This window comes from Rhizobium sp. CAU 1783 (genome assembly GCF_054551725.1).
Map to the genome: position 1 here is coordinate 765,450 of NZ_JBTOLM010000001.1, position 15,074 is coordinate 780,523.

General features: G+C 63.9%; 17 protein-coding genes. 6 read left to right on the plus strand and 11 right to left on the minus strand.

All coding sequences use genetic code 11. From position 1 onward, the window contains the following. The first annotated feature begins 34 nt into the window (after positions 1 to 34). Positions 35 to 1,549: an aldehyde dehydrogenase gene (adh, locus tag ACX93L_RS03475; RefSeq protein WP_459403545.1), complete on the plus strand. Its 1,515-nt coding sequence runs from the start codon at positions 35 to 37 to the stop codon at positions 1,547 to 1,549. A 106-nt stretch (positions 1,550 to 1,655) separates the two neighbouring features. Then, positions 1,656 to 2,036, plus strand: coding sequence for a DUF779 domain-containing protein (locus ACX93L_RS03480; protein WP_459403546.1), 381 nt, complete (start codon positions 1,656 to 1,658; stop codon positions 2,034 to 2,036). Positions 2,037 to 2,046: 10 nt separating this feature from the next. On the opposite strand, the gene ACX93L_RS03485 is transcribed toward ACX93L_RS03480, so the two are convergent. From ACX93L_RS03485 to lgt, 7 genes are all read right to left on the minus strand, one after another. Further along, positions 2,047 to 2,901, minus strand: a complete 855-nt coding sequence (locus tag ACX93L_RS03485) for a hypothetical protein (protein ID WP_459403547.1) — start codon at positions 2,899 to 2,901, stop codon at positions 2,047 to 2,049. A gap of 192 nt (positions 2,902 to 3,093) precedes the next feature. Further along, complete coding sequence (locus ACX93L_RS03490) at positions 3,094 to 4,026, minus strand: ribose-phosphate pyrophosphokinase (RefSeq protein ID WP_169586962.1); 933 nt, start codon at positions 4,024 to 4,026, stop codon at positions 3,094 to 3,096. A 116-nt stretch (positions 4,027 to 4,142) separates the two neighbouring features. Further along, a complete protein-coding gene (locus ACX93L_RS03495; protein WP_459403548.1) occupies positions 4,143 to 4,970 on the minus strand; it encodes a hypothetical protein in 828 nt (275 codons plus the stop codon). A gap of 119 nt (positions 4,971 to 5,089) precedes the next feature. After that, positions 5,090 to 6,241 carry a M24 family metallopeptidase gene (locus ACX93L_RS03500; RefSeq protein WP_459403549.1) on the minus strand — a complete coding sequence of 384 codons (1,152 nt, stop codon included), beginning with the start codon at positions 6,239 to 6,241 and terminating at the stop codon, positions 5,090 to 5,092. A 1-nt stretch (position 6,242) separates the two neighbouring features. After that, complete coding sequence (pgeF, locus tag ACX93L_RS03505; RefSeq protein WP_459403550.1) at positions 6,243 to 7,037, minus strand: peptidoglycan editing factor PgeF; 795 nt, start codon at positions 7,035 to 7,037, stop codon at positions 6,243 to 6,245. Between the two features lie 124 nt (positions 7,038 to 7,161). Continuing rightward, a complete protein-coding gene (locus ACX93L_RS03510; protein WP_459403551.1) occupies positions 7,162 to 8,262 on the minus strand; it encodes a class I SAM-dependent methyltransferase in 1,101 nt (366 codons plus the stop codon). Between the two features lie 13 nt (positions 8,263 to 8,275). Beyond that, positions 8,276 to 9,130, minus strand: coding sequence for a prolipoprotein diacylglyceryl transferase (gene lgt / locus ACX93L_RS03515; RefSeq protein WP_459403552.1), 855 nt, complete (start codon positions 9,128 to 9,130; stop codon positions 8,276 to 8,278). Between the two features lie 193 nt (positions 9,131 to 9,323). On the opposite strand from lgt, the gene ACX93L_RS03520 reads away from it, so the two are divergent. The 4 genes from ACX93L_RS03520 to ACX93L_RS03535 all read left to right on the plus strand — a co-directional run bounded on the left by ACX93L_RS03520 (position 9,324) and on the right by ACX93L_RS03535 (position 11,733). After that, complete coding sequence (locus ACX93L_RS03520) at positions 9,324 to 9,590, plus strand: accessory factor UbiK family protein (RefSeq protein ID WP_169586971.1); 267 nt, start codon at positions 9,324 to 9,326, stop codon at positions 9,588 to 9,590. Between the two features lie 465 nt (positions 9,591 to 10,055). Next, a complete protein-coding gene (locus ACX93L_RS03525; RefSeq protein ID WP_169586973.1) occupies positions 10,056 to 10,556 on the plus strand; it encodes a type III secretion system chaperone family protein in 501 nt (166 codons plus the stop codon). Between the two features lie 2 nt (positions 10,557 to 10,558). Next, positions 10,559 to 11,377 carry a pyrroline-5-carboxylate reductase gene (gene proC, locus ACX93L_RS03530; RefSeq protein ID WP_459403553.1) on the plus strand — a complete coding sequence of 273 codons (819 nt, stop codon included), beginning with the start codon at positions 10,559 to 10,561 and terminating at the stop codon, positions 11,375 to 11,377. Next, complete coding sequence (locus ACX93L_RS03535) at positions 11,374 to 11,733, plus strand: tRNA-binding protein (protein WP_459403554.1); 360 nt, start codon at positions 11,374 to 11,376, stop codon at positions 11,731 to 11,733. The genes proC and ACX93L_RS03535 overlap by 4 nt, the downstream gene beginning before the upstream one ends. Positions 11,734 to 11,749: 16 nt before the next feature. Here ACX93L_RS03535 and ACX93L_RS03540 read toward each other — a convergent pair whose 3' ends face one another. From ACX93L_RS03540 to ACX93L_RS03555, 4 genes are read right to left on the minus strand one after another with little or no spacing between them, the layout of a single operon-like run. Beyond that, complete coding sequence (locus ACX93L_RS03540; protein WP_459403555.1) at positions 11,750 to 12,334, minus strand: DUF1349 domain-containing protein; 585 nt, start codon at positions 12,332 to 12,334, stop codon at positions 11,750 to 11,752. Positions 12,335 to 12,359: 25 nt separating this feature from the next. Further along, on the minus strand, positions 12,360 to 13,739 hold the full coding sequence (locus ACX93L_RS03545) for an ATP-binding protein (RefSeq protein ID WP_169586980.1): 1,380 nt from the start codon (positions 13,737 to 13,739) through the stop codon (positions 12,360 to 12,362). Positions 13,740 to 13,769: 30 nt separating this feature from the next. After that, positions 13,770 to 14,471, minus strand: coding sequence for a response regulator (locus ACX93L_RS03550; protein ID WP_169586982.1), 702 nt, complete (start codon positions 14,469 to 14,471; stop codon positions 13,770 to 13,772). Position 14,472: 1 nt separating this feature from the next. Then, the gene (locus ACX93L_RS03555; protein WP_459403556.1) at positions 14,473 to 14,988 is read right to left on the minus strand and encodes a MarR family winged helix-turn-helix transcriptional regulator; all 516 of its coding nucleotides are present in this window, start codon (positions 14,986 to 14,988) and stop codon (positions 14,473 to 14,475) included. Between the last annotated feature and the right edge of the window lie 86 nt (positions 14,989 to 15,074).

The window sequence follows — 15,074 nt, forward strand, 5'->3', positions numbered from 1 at the left end:
CGTTGGAGGGACCTTCACCAGGGAGGATGACATCATGAACATTCAAGTGCAGGCGATCGCGAGCTCGCCGTTCAAGCTGAAATACGGCAACTTTATCGGCGGCGAATGGCGCGATCCGGTTAACGGCCGCTACTTCGAAAACACCACGCCGGTCACCGGCGGAAAGCTCTGCGACGTCGCCCGTTCCGACGAACACGACATCAACCTCGCCCTCGATGCCGCCCATGCCGCCAAGGACAAGTGGGGTCGCACCTCGACGACCGAGCGTGCCAACATTCTCAACAAGATTGCCGACCGCATGGAAGCCAATCTCGAGCTGCTGGCCCGCGCCGAGACCTGGGACAACGGCAAGCCGCTGCGCGAAACCATGGCGGCCGACATTCCGCTGGCCATCGACCACTTCCGTTATTTCGCGGCTTGCGTCCGTTCTCAGGAAGGCACGATCGGCGAAGTCGACCACGACACCGTCGCCTATCACTTCCATGAGCCGCTCGGCGTCGTCGGCCAGATTATTCCGTGGAACTTCCCGATCCTGATGGCTGCCTGGAAGGTGGCTCCGGCCCTTGCTGCCGGCAACTGCGTGGTGCTGAAGCCGGCCGAGCAGACCCCGGCATCGATCCTGGTGCTGGCCGACCTGATCGGCGATCTCCTGCCGGCAGGCGTGCTCAACATTGTCAACGGTTTCGGCCTCGAAGCCGGCAAGCCGCTCGCCACCAGCCCGCGGATCGCCAAGATCGCCTTCACCGGCGAAACTTCGACCGGCCGTCTGATCATGCAGTATGCCAGCCAGAACTTGATCCCCGTCACGCTCGAGCTCGGCGGCAAGTCGCCGAACATCTTCTTCGAAGACGTCATGCGCGAAGACGACGACTATCTCGACAAGGCGCTCGAAGGTTTTGCGATGTTCGCGCTGAACCAGGGCGAAGTCTGCACGTGCCCGAGCCGTGCGCTCGTGCACGAGAAGATCTATGACCGCTTCATGGAAAAGGCGATCAAGCGCGTCGAAGCCGTCATCCAGGGCGACCCGCTCGCCATGTCGACGATGATCGGTGCACAGGCGTCGGGCGAGCAGCTCGAGAAGATCCTGTCCTACATCGACATCGGCAAGCAGGAAGGCGCGGAAGTGCTGACCGGCGGCTATCGCAACGAACTTCCGGGCGAACTTTCCGGTGGTTTCTACGTCAAGCCGACCGTCTTCCGCGGCCACAACAAGATGCGCATCTTCCAGGAGGAAATCTTTGGACCGGTCGTGTCGGTGACCACGTTCAAGGACGAGGCAGAAGCGCTCGAGATCGCCAACGACACGCTCTACGGCCTCGGTGCCGGCGTGTGGAGCCGCGATGCGAACACCTGCTACCACTTCGGCCGCAACATCCAGGCCGGCCGCGTGTGGACCAACTGCTACCATGCCTATCCGGCGCACGCCGCCTTCGGTGGCTACAAGCAGTCGGGCATCGGTCGCGAGACCCACAAGATGATGCTCGACCACTACCAGCAGACCAAGAACATGCTGGTATCCTACAGCCCGAAGGCGCTCGGCTTCTTCTGATCCAGGCCTCTCCACAGGGAAGAGCGATGCCCCCGCTTCGCTTTTTCCCCGCCCTCTCCCTGCCTTGCGCAGGGGGAGGGATCGTCATTTGGAAGAGGAGGGAAACATGAAGGACGAAAGCCAGTCATTGGAACCGCGCGTCATTGCCACGCCGGCGGCGCTTGAATTTCTGGATGAAATCCGGGCCGACCATCCCGACATCCTGTTCCACCAGTCCGGCGGTTGCTGCGACGGTTCCTCGCCGATGTGCTATCCGGCCAGCGAGTATCGGGTCGGCGAGACCGACGTCAAACTCGGCGAGATCGGCGGCGTGCCCTTCTACATCAGCGGTTCGCAGTTCGACGTGTGGAAGCATACCCAGCTGATCATCGACGTCGTACCTGGGCGAGGCGGCATGTTCTCGCTCGACAACGGACGGGAGCGCCGCTTTCTCACGCGCTCACGGCTGTTTTCCGGCGGCGAGGCCTGTCCGCTGCCTAGCCGTTGAGCAATCGGGTTCAGCGCAGGCCGAGCGCTTCGCAGGCCGCGTCGATGATCGCGAGCTTGGCCGACTGCGCGTAGGCGTATTCCCGGCGGAATTCCTTCGATACCCACATCACCGAACGGCCGCGCGGCCCTTCCCAGCCGATGCTGCCGATGGCCTCGGCCTCGCGCAGCTTGCGGGTCAGATGGGTCCGTGACAGGCGAAAATACTCGGCCATCTGGGGCACGGACTTCACCTGCGTCGGGACGCGTTCCACCGAGGGATCGGCGGGTTCGATGCCCGCGAGCAACCAGTCCATGACGATGCCGCCATTGTTCAGCCAAGTGAAGAGCGTGAATGTCTCCGGCGGTGTCCGGATTTCCGGGGCGGACAGGAAGATCTCGGTGATCGCCGGATGGAGGCGGGCAAGAAGCGTCGGGTCTGCCTCGTAGGTCTCGAGCCGGCGTCCCTGGTCGAGGCGGTCGAGCGTCCTCAGGTGGATCTTCATCCACTCTCCGACGGCGATGATTGTCTTCTGTGCCGGCCTGATGGGGCGGCTGCGCTTGTCCTTGGTGACGATCGGCTCGACGATGCCGTAGACCAGCATTTCCTTGACGAAGGCGTCCGCCGTATTGGCGCTGGAGATGCGGTGGCGCGTGGCCATCTCGTAGAAGCTGGCCATCACTATGCAGGGTTCTGCCTCATTCCGCGCCAGGCCCGAAAAGTAGATCGCCATGCCGAGATGACCGAGCAGCCAGCGCTGGTGAGTGCCGAACACCGCGGCGAGACGCGGGGCCGTGTCGTGGATGTACAGCAGCGCTCGCGACTGATCGCGGATCGCCTCGTGAAGGTCGGGATTTGTGAGAAGCGTGTCGACGGTCAGGGACATGGGGCGCGCGGCTGCCTGAAGGGTTGGGGAGGCGAAGCCACACCCCGACGTCGCCGTGGTAGCAGCATTGCCAAAGCTTCTCATGGAGCCGTGCGCAGGCCCGGCCAAGGATGTCGGGGAAAGCCGCCGCGCCTCCCAACACGTTCCGCCACAAGGCGGGCAACGGGCGACCAGGCCGCCCGCCGAATTGTCTTAGTCGAACAGGCTCGAAACGGATTCTTCCGCGCTGGTGCGGTTGATCGCCTCGCCGAGCAGGTTTGCCGTCGTCAGGACACGAATGTTGTGCGCCGACTGTACAGCCGTGGTTGGCTGGATGGAATCGGTGATCACCAGTTCGCGCAGCTTGGACGAGGTGACGCGGGTCACCGCGCCGCCCGACAGAACGCCGTGCGTGATATAGGCCGTGACGCTGGTCGCGCCGTGCTTCAGAAGGGCTTCGGCCGCGTTGCAGAGCGTGCCCCCGGAATCGACGATGTCGTCGATCAGGATGCAGTCCTTGCCGGTGACGTCGCCGATGACGTTCATGACTTCGGATTCACCCGGACGGTCACGACGCTTGTCGACGATCGCCAGCAGACAGTCGAGACGCTTGGCGAGCGAGCGGGCGCGAACCACGCCGCCGACGTCCGGCGAAACGACCATGACGTTCTTGGTGTCGTAGCGTTCCTTGACGTCGCGGGCGAGAAGCGGCACGGCGTAGAGGTTGTCGGTCGGGATGTCGAAGAAGCCTTGGATCTGGCCTGCGTGCAGGTCGAGGGTGAGAACGCGGTCGGCGCCTGCCTCGGTGATCAGGTTTGCGACGAGCTTGGCGGAGATCGGAGTGCGCGGGCCGGGCTTGCGGTCCTGGCGGGCATAGCCGAAATAGGGGAGAACTGCCGTGATGCGCCGGGCCGACGAGCGACGGAAGGCGTCGATCATGATCAACAGTTCCATCAGGTGGTCGTTGGCCGGGAAGGCCGTGGACTGGACGACGAAAACGTCCTCGCCGCGTACATTTTCCTGGATTTCTACGAAGATTTCCTGGTCTGCGAACCGCCTGACGCTGGCTTTTCCGAGTGGTACGTTGAGATAATTGCAGATTGCCTCGGCGAGCTGCCGGTTCGAATTACCTGCGAAAACCTTCATTTTGGTCCGCCTGTTGTCATGCTGAGATGGGCGCTTTTTAGCGCCCTTCCCCTCGAATGCAAGAGGTTTGGCGAGAATGCTGACCTTTTTCGCGAAAAGAATGTAAACGCGGTGGATCAGGCGCCGTGGGCCTGGCGCCAGCTCATGTATTCCGCAATCGTTTTCGTGCCGATCTGCTGCATGAGCGAGGCCGGTACGCCGGCCCAAGGATCGCTGGCGGCGGAGGGGACCTTTTCCTCGCCCTGGATGCGGTGCAGGCGGTTGCCGGTAGCGTCGAGGACGTCCCAGACATAGACGACGGTGATGGCGCTGCCGTCGCCGAATGCTGAAAGGTAGCCCTTGAGAATGTGTTCGCTTGAGGGATCGCCCGAGCCCTTGATCGTCAGGCCCTTGGCGCGGGCATCGGCGCCGAGCTGGCGCGACAGCGGCGTGATCGACTGGACCGGGGCGCCGATGATCGGCAGGAAGCGGAGCGTGCCGGATGCGGCGGGCGGTAGTGCCGCGACCTGCCGGGTTTCGGCCACCTGTGCTGTCGGGGCCGGCTGTGTCCCGAGTGTTTCCTCGGTTTGGACCGGGGCCTGCGCGGTCATCCGCGGCTGCTCTGCGGCGAGCGAAGACGGTGGCGCGCCGCCGACGAGCGCGCCGTCAAGCGGAGCCGATGCGACCGGGTTCTGGCCGCTTTCGAGTGCTGCGGCCTGGGCTTCGAGGGTATTCTGAGGTGCGGAGGGATAGTAGCCCTGCTCGCCGAGTGGTGCGCTCTGGACCGGCGAGGATTGGGCATAGCTCGCCTGCGGACCGCGGGCCAGCGACAGGTCGTTGTCGCTCACGGCCTGGCCGCCGTCACCGATTTCCATCGGCGGCACCATGCTGGTCTCGGGCGTGTTGCAGGCAGTCAACACGGCCGTCGCGAGCAGGCCAGCCGTCGCAGTTCGGGTTAGTTTCATCGTCCTGCCGTCCTCGTGCCACCTCCCGTGGATTTGATGAGGATAACCTTAAAATCCTATCAATTCCTTAGAGCCCCGGGCATGGAGGACGGACGCCCGCCCGGGGATACACGGCCGAGCTAGCGGGCCAGCAGCTCGAGCGGGTGGCGGGAGAGGGGGCGGGGCGCCTCGGCGGTCGTCAGATAGGTATGGCCGAGCGTCATCGCCGTATCCCGTTCGCTGTCCATGATGATCATGTGCACGAAGAGGGACATGTCGGGCAGGATGGGTTGGGTGTTTCCGGTGTGGAACATCTGGTGCTCCATCCAGGAGGGCGAGAAGCGGGCGCCGAGCGAGTAGCCGCAGGCGTTCAGGCGATGACGCGCCAATCCGCGCTCGTCCATGATGCGGGCATGGGTCTCGAAGACGTCGCCGAAGGTGTTGCCGGGCCGGAGCACGGTTTCGATCGCCTTGATCGTCTCGTGGCAGGCGGCGTAGAGCTCGCGGTGGCGGGTGGACGGCTCGCCGACGATGATGGTGCGCATCATGGCTGCATGATAGTGCGCGCTGGCGCCGGCCCATTCGAGGGTCAGTTGGTCCTTGTCCGAGAGCGTGCGGCGGCCGGCCTTGTAGCGGCACAAAAGGGCGTCAGAGCCCGAGCCGATGATGAATTCGTTGGCGGGATAATCGCCGCCGCCGGCCAGGATCGCCCCCTGCATGGCCGCGAGGATCGCCGCCTCGTCGCCGCCGGCACGGATCAGCGGCAGAGCCGCATCGAGCGCGTCGTCGGCGAGGGCCGCCGCCCGCTCGACATAGGCGATTTCCGCCGGGCTCTTCACCAGGCGCAGTTCGCTGACGAGGTAGGATGCGTCGATGATCTCGCAGAAGTTGGTAAGCTGGTTATCGAGGAGGCGGGCGACGCGGCCGGTCATGCCGTGCGTGTCGTATTCGATGCCGATCTTCGCGCCCAGCAGGTCCATCTCGCTCAGCAGGTTGCGCAGGTCCATGGTCGGATCGGCGTTTACCCGATCGACCCAGATCACGATGTTCTCGATATTGGAGGTGTGCTTGGCCTGGCGCAGGTCCGCCGAGCGGGTCAGAAGCGTCATCGAGCCATCGGCCTTGACGATCAGCGTCTGGAAGAAGCAGTAACCGAAGGTGTCGTAGCCGGTCAGCCAGTACATGCTCTCCTGGGCGAAGAGCAGCATGGCGTCGAGCTTTTCCTCCGCCATCCGGGCGGTCAGCCGCTCGAGACGCGTGGCGTATTCGCTGGCATCAAAATGCAGCGCCATGTCAGTCCTCCATAATGGCTATCGCGGAAATCTGTCGTCCGTAGTCGGGTTCGCCGGCATGGGTGGTGCGGCGATAGGAGAAGAAGGTGGCAGGATCGGCATAGGTGCAGATGCCGAGGCTGTCGGCCCGCACGCCGGCGTCGATGAGCCGCTTCACCGTCAGGCCCTGCAGGTCGAACATCGCATGCCCTGCCTTGGCCGAGGGCGAGAAGAACCGTTCGAAATCGGGGTTCTCCTTGAGGAAGCGTTCGACGAATTCGGGGCCGACCTCATAGTTGGCGCCGCTGATGGAGGGGCCGAGGGTGGCGGTAATGGCTTCGCGACGGGCGCCGAGCGACTGCATGGCGAAAATGGTGTTTTCCAGCACGCCGCCGAGCGCGCCCTTCCAGCCGGCATGGGCGGCACCGATGATGCCGGCTTCCGCGTCGGCGAACAGCACCGGTCCGCAATCGGCCGACAACACGCCGAGAATGACGCTGGGCGTGGCGGTGACCAGCGCGTCGGCGGTCGGGCGGTTGCCGTCATAGGTGGCGTCGACCACCACGACGTCTGGGGAATGGACCTGGTGAACCGTGGCCAGCTTCTCCGGGCCAAGGCCGAACCAGCCGCTGACACGGCGACGGTTCTCATGCACGTTGTCCCTGTCGTCGTTCGAACCGAGACCGACATTCAGACCCCGGTAAATGCCTTCGGAGACGCCACCCTTGCGGGTGAAGAAACCATGGCGGATGCCGTCGCCGGTGGCATTGGCCAGAAGCGGGCTCGTGATTGGTTCGGGCGTGGGATGATCTTGCATTCGCTGCCTCCGAAGCGGCGGGCCGCCGGTCGAGTCGACCGTGTCAGAATTGAAAACACTCTGGAAAAACGAATTCTTCCGCGATTTCAGCCGCGGCGATGTTGGCGCATCGCCGCCGGGGCTGTCAATTGGGCGCCTTGAACGGCGGGAGCGCGACGGTGGGGCTCGAGAACGCCATGACCTTGAAGAGTTCTCCCATGCGGCCCTCTCCGGCGCCGGCGAGGCGCTCGACCGCCTGGACGATGTCGGCCTGCGTCTTCTCGTCCTTGCCGCGACCGAGCGAGGCGGCACGGTCTTCGATGCCGAGGCCGACGAGGAAATCGCCCTGGTGCATGCAGCCATTGACCTGCACCCCCGTCGCCATGGCGGTGCGGGCGAGGTTCTCGAAGTCGACATGGCTCGTCAGGTCGGCCATGCCGGGATGGGCAAGCGGTGGATCGAACTGGTGGGCGAGCACGGCCTGCAGCGTGTCGCCGTAGCCTGTGACCATGTGGCCGTAGTCGATGACCAGTGCACTGCCGCCGCATTTGAGCAGGCGTTCGCAGAGCGTTACCAGAACGGACTGGCGGGCGGGAGACACCTCGAAGATCGTTCCTTCCGGCGGCAGTTCCTGACGCTGGGGCAGGAGGGCGGGGTCGAGGGTGGCGACGCCGGCTGCAAAGCAGAGTTCGCCATCGGCGTCGAGGCCAACCATGCGTTCGCGGAAACCGGTCGCGGTGCGGATGAACTGGCGGATCGGGATCGCGTCGAACAGTTCGTTCGCGGCGATCAGCGTGAAGCCTTCCGGCACTTCGTCGAAGCTCTCGTGCCAATGGATCCTGTCGCCATGGGCGGACAGTGTCTCGCGCTGGACGTTCTGCAGGAAGGCGCTGGTCTCGACGAGATGAAGGCTGGCCGTCTCGTAGAGAGCCGGGGCGATGCGGGCGACGACGCGCAGCATGTCGGCCATCATCGTGCCGCGGCCGGGGCCGATCTCGACCAGCCGCACGTTCTTCGGCTCGCCATGGCGCTGCCAGGCGACGACCATGAAGATGCCGATCATCTCGCCGAACAACTGGCTGATCTCCGGGGCGGTGACGAAGTCGCCGGCACGGCCGAAGGGATTGCGAGTCTTGTAGTAGCCGTGTTCGGGATCGGCCAGGCACAGGGCGAAGAAATCCGTCACGCTGATCGGACCGTTGGTGAGGATCAGGGACTTGATCTTGCGGGCGAGGGCAGTCGTCATCGCGGGCGCCTCCTCATTCTCGTCCGGTGGGCTGCGTGGCGGTGCGGCGTGCCCGCACGAGAGCCCACAGGCCGACGGCCAGCATCGGCAATGACAGGACCATTCCCATGGTCAACCAGCCGCCGGCCAGGTAGCCGAGCTGCGGATCGGGTTCGCGGAAGAATTCGACCGTGATGCGCGCCAGGGCATAGAGGCTGACGAAGCAGCCCGTGACCAGGCCGGGGGAGCGGAAACCGCGGAAGACCCGGCCGACGATCTGCAGCACGACGAAAATCACCAGGCCTTCGAGCAGGGCTTCATAGAGCTGGCTCGGATGGCGCGGAAAGGGACCCCCGGTCGGGAATGCCATGGCCCACGGCACATCCGAGGGGCGGCCCCAGAGTTCACCATTGATGAAGTTGGCGATGCGCCCGAACAGGAGACCGAGCGGGGCGACGCTCGCGACGATGTCGAACAGGCTCCACAGCGGGATCGCATGACGGCGGGCGAAGAAGACCATTGCCAGCGTGGCACCGAGGAAACCGCCATGGAAGGACATGCCGCCGTTCCAGATCTCGATCGCGCGCAGCGGGTTCGCGGCGACGGAGGCGAAATCGTAGAACAGGATGTAGCCGATGCGGCCGCCGAGTACGATGCCGAGCGCCACCCAGAGAAGGAAGTCGTCGAGATGGGCGGCGGTGCAGGGCGGGGCGTCGTTCGGCCAGAGGCCCGGTTTCAGCAGCATGCGGCGGGCGATGAACCAGCCCAGCATGATGCCGGCGACATAGGCGAGGCCGTACCAGTGTATCGCCAGGGGGCCGATCGAAACGGCCACCGGATCGATCGCCGGAAACGTCAGTATGGAAAGGAATTCGGCGGCAGTCGGCAAGGTTGCTCTTTCTTTGATGCAGCCGGAAAATGGCGTTCCGAAAAGGCACGGTCAAGATGGAATCGTCTCGCGCGCTGCCGCGTGCGAAAAGATGCCGCGTGAAAATCGCTTGCAACGACCGGGCCGAATGCCTACCTCAAATTCCAGCACCGAGGACGCCGTCCAGGGATCGAACGCAAGAGGAGTCAAAGCCATGTCGACGGGCCCGAACCGTATAATGGACGAATTTGCCAAGCTGATGACCGATGCGGCCGGCGCGGCTCAGGGCGTGCGCAAGGAAATGGAAACGGCCTTCCATTCGCAGGCGGAACGCTGGCTGAACAGCATGGATGTCGTGAAGCGCGAAGAGTTCGAAGCCGTGCGCGAAATGGCGATCAAGGCCCGCGACGAGAACGACGCGCTGCTGAAGCGTATCGAGGCGCTCGAAGCGAAGCTCGCAGCCAAGGGCAAGTCCGCCTGAACCGATGCGGCGGATCCGCCGATCCGCCTGACAAGGTTCGCGGTCGCGAATCCACGGATTTTTGATGGCCCGGTGCGGTGTTCCGTATCGGGCCATTTTCGTCGGTGCGGATGACGGCGGCGGTGACTTGGCCGTCCTTCATACATGTTATTTTTCCACATGCCGGCCACGCGAAAAAAGCCAATCGGCAGAGTCGCTTATGAGCTTGTGCACAGGTGCTGCCGCAACTGCTGTCCACAGACGTGTCGGCCAAAACGCGGGCCGGGGGCTGGTACTTGGTCTTCGCCATTATACACTGATTTTAAATGATGATTCGAAACGGACCTACGCAAGTTTCGGGCAGGGTGAGTGTTGTACCCTGGGGTCCAAAGGGAATCATTCCCAGTGTTGTTCCCGGTAAATTTGTCTGTGTCTTTCGGTGTCCCCACTCGAATATCGCATTCATCCCGGTCAAGAAGGTGCCGCATGAGCCTGATGCAATTGGAATTCGAACGACAGTCCAACCCGGTCGACATGATCGAATTCGTGGCCTCGAACAATGACTGGTCGTTCGAACGTTCCGGCGAAGACGAACTCGCCATGACGGTCGAGGGCCGCTGGGCGGACTACCAGGTGTCCTTCTCGTGGATGGAGGAGTTCGAAGCGCTGCATCTTGCATCGGCTTTCGACCTCAAGATCCCGGAAAGCCGCGTCAACGAAGTCATCCGGCTGCTTTCGTTCATCAACGGCCAGGTGCTGATGGGGCATTTCGACCTGTGGCGCAACGAGGACGTGGTGATCTTCCGGCAGTCCCTGCTGCTTGCCGGCGGGGCCGAGCCGACCAACCGTCAGGTCGAGGTTCTGCTTTCGAGCGCGGTTGATGCCTGCGAAGCCTATTTCCAGGCCTTCCAATTCGTGGTTTGGTCGGGGATGGACGCCAAGAGCGCAATGGACGCCGTCCTTTTCGAAACGGCCGGAGAAGCTTGAGCATGAGCAGTACGACGATGGGGCATGTGGTGCTCGTCGGGGCGGGGAACATGGGCGGTGCCATGCTCTCCGGTTGGTTGAAGAGCGGCGTGCCTGGATCGTCGGTGACCGTTGTCGATCCGGGTCCGTCGGCATCGATGATGGCGCAGATCAATGAGGCGGGAGCAACCTATTCGAAGGAGGTTCCGGCCGACATCAAGGCGGGCATCCTGTTCCTCGCGGTCAAGCCGCAGGTGATGGAAGCCGTCCTGCCGCCGCTGAAGCCGCTCGTCGGGCCCGATACCGTGGTGGTCTCCGTTGCCGCCGGCAAGACGCTTTCCTTCATGGAGACCCATCTCGGCAAGGCAGCCATGGTGCGCGCCATGCCGAACACGCCGGCGATGATCGGCCGCGGCGTGACCGGGGCCTTCGCCAACCCGGCGGTCAATGACGAACAGCGCGATATCGTCCATCGTCTTCTCAAGGTTTCGGGGCCGGTCGAATGGCTGGACAGCGAAGACCAGATCAATGCTGTGACGGCCGTCTCTGGAAGTGGGCCGGCATATGTTTTTTATCTCGTGGAGTGCATGGCTGAGGCGGGCCGCAAAGCGGGCCTGCAGGCGGACCTGGCCATGCGCCTCGCACGGGAAACTGTCGCGGGGGCTGGTGAATTGCTTCACCAGTCCCCCGACGCTGCCTCCAGGCTTCGGCAGAACGTGACATCGCCAGCCGGTACGACGGCTGCGGCACTTTCGGTGCTGATGGCGGATGACGGAATGCAGCCGCTGTTCGACAAGGCGATCGAGGCGGCTCGTGTGCGGGCCGAGGAACTGGCCGGATGAGCGGGCAGGACGCGCTTCAGCCAGAGATCAGCTATGCGGATTTCGAGAAGGTGGACATCCGGGTCGGCACGGTGATCGAGGCCGAGCCTTTTCCCGAGGCCCGCAAGCCGGCCATCAAGATCAAGATCGACTTCGGGCCGGACATCGGCGTCAAGAAGTCTTCGGCGCAGATTACGGTGCACTATAGCCCGGAGAGCCTCGTTGGCCGGCAGGTACTCGGCGTGGTCAATTTTCCGTCGCGCCAGATCGGTCCCTTCCGTTCCGAGGTTCTGACACTCGGCTTCGCCGATGCCGAGGGTGCCATCGTGCTCGCTGCCGTCGAGCAGGCCGTTCCGAACGGCCGGAAGATGATGTGACGGCTTCGCCGTGGCGTCAGTGGATGTCGCGGCTTTCCGGATCGCCCAGCGTGAAATGATGGAATACCGCCTCGAAGCCGGCGCGCTGCGGGGAGCAGGCCATCACGCCGACATCCAGATGATCGAATTCCGCCGGGAAGCCTGCGAGGCGGGCCATTTGCCAGGGCAGGGCCGGCCCCGTGCGATATTGCACGAAGAGCGCATCGCCGAGGCGGCTTGCCTTCAGGTTCAGGGCCGAGATCGGCCCCGACAGGGCGAAGGCCGACCAGTCGGAACGGCCATCTACCGTCACAACCGTGCTGAGGTGGCATTGTCCGTCGGTGTATTCGATGCCGCACTTCATCCAGTTTCGCGCGTCGTGCCGTATCATCAGGCCGGCCTGGTCGTAGAGCGTCTCATAGCGGCCGGAAAAGCGTGTCTCGGCCGCAAAGTCGCCGGCGCGGGACCTGTGCAGGAAATGACCGTTGTCGCGGTGGAAGCCGTAGTAGGTCTGCTGCCAGAAATCGGTTTCGCTGCCGGTGACAAGGCGCAGGCCGTCCGTCGTGATCTCGGAGAGCGGCGGCGGATTGAGCCAGGAAAGCGCGTTCCAGTCGGTGGACATCTGTAACCTCTCCCGTCGTTCGTGGTCAGGCGGGTACGCGGATAGTGGCCCGCAGTCCGCCGAGTGGGCTGTCGCTCAGGGTGACATTGCCGCCGTGACTGCGGGCGATGTCGCGGGCGATCGCCAGGCCGAGGCCGGTGCCGGAGGCATCGAGGTTGCGTGCCTCGTCCAGGCGGAAGAACGGCTTGAACACGTCGTCGCGGTAATCGGGCGGGATGCCCGGGCCGTCATCGTCGAGCACGATGGTCAGCCATTTGGCACTGTGCTTCGCCTCGATCTCCAGCCGGTCGGCATAGCGGCGGCTGTTGGAGGCGAGGTTGGTGACGAGGCGGGTGAAGGCGTTCGGCCGCACCGCGATCTCCTCGTCGCCCTCGATGCTGTAAGTGAGCGACTTGCCGTGCAGGTCGAAATCGGCCTTGAGCTTGTCGAAGAGTTCGCCGAGCCGCAGCTTGCCGAGATCTTCTTCCGCTTCGCCACGGGCAAAGGCCATGTAGCCTTCGAGCATGCTCTGCATGTCGTCGACATCCTGGTTCAGCACTTCGAGATCCGGGATGTCGCCGGCGAGCGCCAGCTGCAGCTTGAAACGGGTCAGGATGGTTCGCAGGTCATGGCTGACGCCGGTCAGCATGGCGGTGCGCTGTTCCATCTGCCGTTCGATACGCTCGCGCATCAGGATGAAGGCAAGACCGGCGCGTCGGACCTCGTCGGCCCCGCGCGGGCTGAAATCCTCGGGCGGCTTCTGACCCTTGCCGAAGCTCTCTGCCGCCCGGGCGAGCGACAGGATCGGTCGGATCTGGCCGCGCAGGAAGAGGATCGATATGACGATCAGAACGAGCGAGGTGCCCACCATCCACAGCAGGAAGATATGGGTATTCGAGGCGTAGGCCGAATTGCGCTGGGCGTAGATGCGCAGCACGCCCTCACCAAGGGCGATGCGGATTTCGACCAGCCGGGAATCGCCGACGGTGTCGATCCAGAAGGGCTTGCCGATCTGGGCCTCGATCTGGTCGCTGAGGATCTGGTCGAGGATGGAGAAGAAGGGTTTGGGCCTTGCTGCGGGAAGTTCGCCGCCCGGGTCCATCGAGATCGTCATGTTCAGCTTTTCGCGGGCGATGCGCACGACGTTCTGGAGGTCCTTCTCTCCGGGATAGGCCTCGATCAACGCGATGATGGCGGCGATGTCGCGCGTGACCGCGCCCGACATACGTTGCGTCACCATCTGCCAGTGCCGCTCCATGAAGACCGAGGCGAGAACCGTCTGGAGGATCAGCATGGGGAGGATGATGATGAGCAGCGAGCGGGCGTAGAGGCCGGTCGGCAGCCGATGCCGGATCCAGCGCGGCAGGCTGCGGAGCCCCGCGAAGGAGCGATCCTGGTCCCTGCGTATGCTGTCGAACAGCGTCATCGTCGCTCGCTTCCCTTGCGTGCCGGTCGGTCAGTCCATGCTCAGGCGGTAGCCGATGCCGCGGACGGTCTGAAGCCACACGGGATTGGCCGGATCGTCCTCGATCTTGCGGCGCAGGCGGTTGATCTGGACGTCGATGGTCCGTTCGCCGACCTCGGTGTCGTTGCCGATCAGTTCGTGCCGCGGAATGGTCTCGCCCGCCCGCGTCGCGAACAGCATCATGATCTCCTGTTCGCGGTCGGTGAGCTTGATGACCTCCGGCCCTCGCTTCAGTTCCTTGCGCAGTATGGAGAAGCTATACGGCCCGAACATGACCTGCTCGATCTTCGGCTGGTCGGTGTTCAGGTTGCGCTTCAGGATGTTGTTGATCCGCAGCACCAGTTCGCGGGGATCGAAGGGCTTGGCGAGATAGTCGTCGGCGCCGGCTTCGAGACCGGCAATGCGCGATTCCGCTTCGGACCGGGCCGTCAGCAGGATGACGGGGATCGCCTTATCGGCGGCAAGGCTCCGCGTCAGCGACAGGCCGGATTCGCCCGGCATCATCACGTCGAGTACGAGAAGGTCGAAATGCAGACCCTCGAGCTTGCGCCGCGCCTCGGCCGCGTCCGCGGCAACGGTCACGCGAAAACCCTGTTCGGTCAGGTAGCGATGAAGCAGGTCGCGGATGCGGGTGTCGTCATCGACGACGAGAAGGTGGGGCGCGTCGTCGGGGATGAAGATCTTCCTCGCCATCTCAGTCGCCTCCGGCCTGTTCGGTGGCCGCACTCGGATCGGGCCGGCTCATGCCTTCGAGAAACCTGCGGACCCCCTCGCGCATTTCCGGCGTGAAGCCGTCGAGCGCTCTTTCGATGCGCCGGGACTGGGGCTCGGACAGAGCCAGCGCCAGTTCGCGCCCGGCCAGTGTCGGATAGAGGCGGCGCTGGCGGCGATCGGCGGGGCCGGCCATCTGGCGGATGTATCCGGAATCGATCAGTTCCTTGAGGACTCGGGCCAGGCTCTGCTTGGTGATCTGCAGGATGTTGAGAAGATCGGCGACCGTCATGCCCGGCCGCCGGCTGACGAAATAGACCACGCGGTGATGGGCGCGGCCGTACCCGATCTTGGCAAGGATCGCATCGGGGTCGGAAACGAAATCGCGATAGGCGAAGAACAGCAGTTCTATCGTTTCGAAATCGATGGTCTTGTCGTCGACGACCGGCATTTCCGGCATGTCTTTCCTGGCAGCCTTACCCGCCGACTGTCGAGCCACGTGCAAATTCCTCGTCCCTTCGGCGCCATGCCGCGGCGGCCATCTCGGCCTGCCGCGGCCAAGGCTGCCGCAAATCCTGAACCCTG

Coding starts and splice junctions, on each gene's coding strand:
- adh (WP_459403545.1), top strand. CDS start 35: ATGAACATTCAAGTGCAGGCGATCGCGAGCTCGCCGTTCAAGCTGAAA.
- ACX93L_RS03480 (WP_459403546.1), top strand. CDS start 1,656: ATGAAGGACGAAAGCCAGTCATTGGAACCGCGCGTCATTGCCACGCCG.
- ACX93L_RS03485 (WP_459403547.1), bottom strand. CDS start 2,901: ATGTCCCTGACCGTCGACACGCTTCTCACAAATCCCGACCTTCACGAG.
- ACX93L_RS03490 (WP_169586962.1), bottom strand. CDS start 4,026: ATGAAGGTTTTCGCAGGTAATTCGAACCGGCAGCTCGCCGAGGCAATC.
- ACX93L_RS03495 (WP_459403548.1), bottom strand. CDS start 4,970: ATGAAACTAACCCGAACTGCGACGGCTGGCCTGCTCGCGACGGCCGTG.
- ACX93L_RS03500 (WP_459403549.1), bottom strand. CDS start 6,241: ATGGCGCTGCATTTTGATGCCAGCGAATACGCCACGCGTCTCGAGCGG.
- pgeF (WP_459403550.1), bottom strand. CDS start 7,037: ATGCAAGATCATCCCACGCCCGAACCAATCACGAGCCCGCTTCTGGCC.
- ACX93L_RS03510 (WP_459403551.1), bottom strand. CDS start 8,262: ATGACGACTGCCCTCGCCCGCAAGATCAAGTCCCTGATCCTCACCAAC.
- ACX93L_RS03520 (WP_169586971.1), top strand. CDS start 9,324: ATGTCGACGGGCCCGAACCGTATAATGGACGAATTTGCCAAGCTGATG.
- ACX93L_RS03525 (WP_169586973.1), top strand. CDS start 10,056: ATGAGCCTGATGCAATTGGAATTCGAACGACAGTCCAACCCGGTCGAC.
- proC (WP_459403553.1), top strand. CDS start 10,559: ATGAGCAGTACGACGATGGGGCATGTGGTGCTCGTCGGGGCGGGGAAC.
- ACX93L_RS03535 (WP_459403554.1), top strand. CDS start 11,374: ATGAGCGGGCAGGACGCGCTTCAGCCAGAGATCAGCTATGCGGATTTC.
- ACX93L_RS03540 (WP_459403555.1), bottom strand. CDS start 12,334: ATGTCCACCGACTGGAACGCGCTTTCCTGGCTCAATCCGCCGCCGCTC.
- ACX93L_RS03545 (WP_169586980.1), bottom strand. CDS start 13,739: ATGACGCTGTTCGACAGCATACGCAGGGACCAGGATCGCTCCTTCGCG.
- ACX93L_RS03550 (WP_169586982.1), bottom strand. CDS start 14,471: ATGGCGAGGAAGATCTTCATCCCCGACGACGCGCCCCACCTTCTCGTC.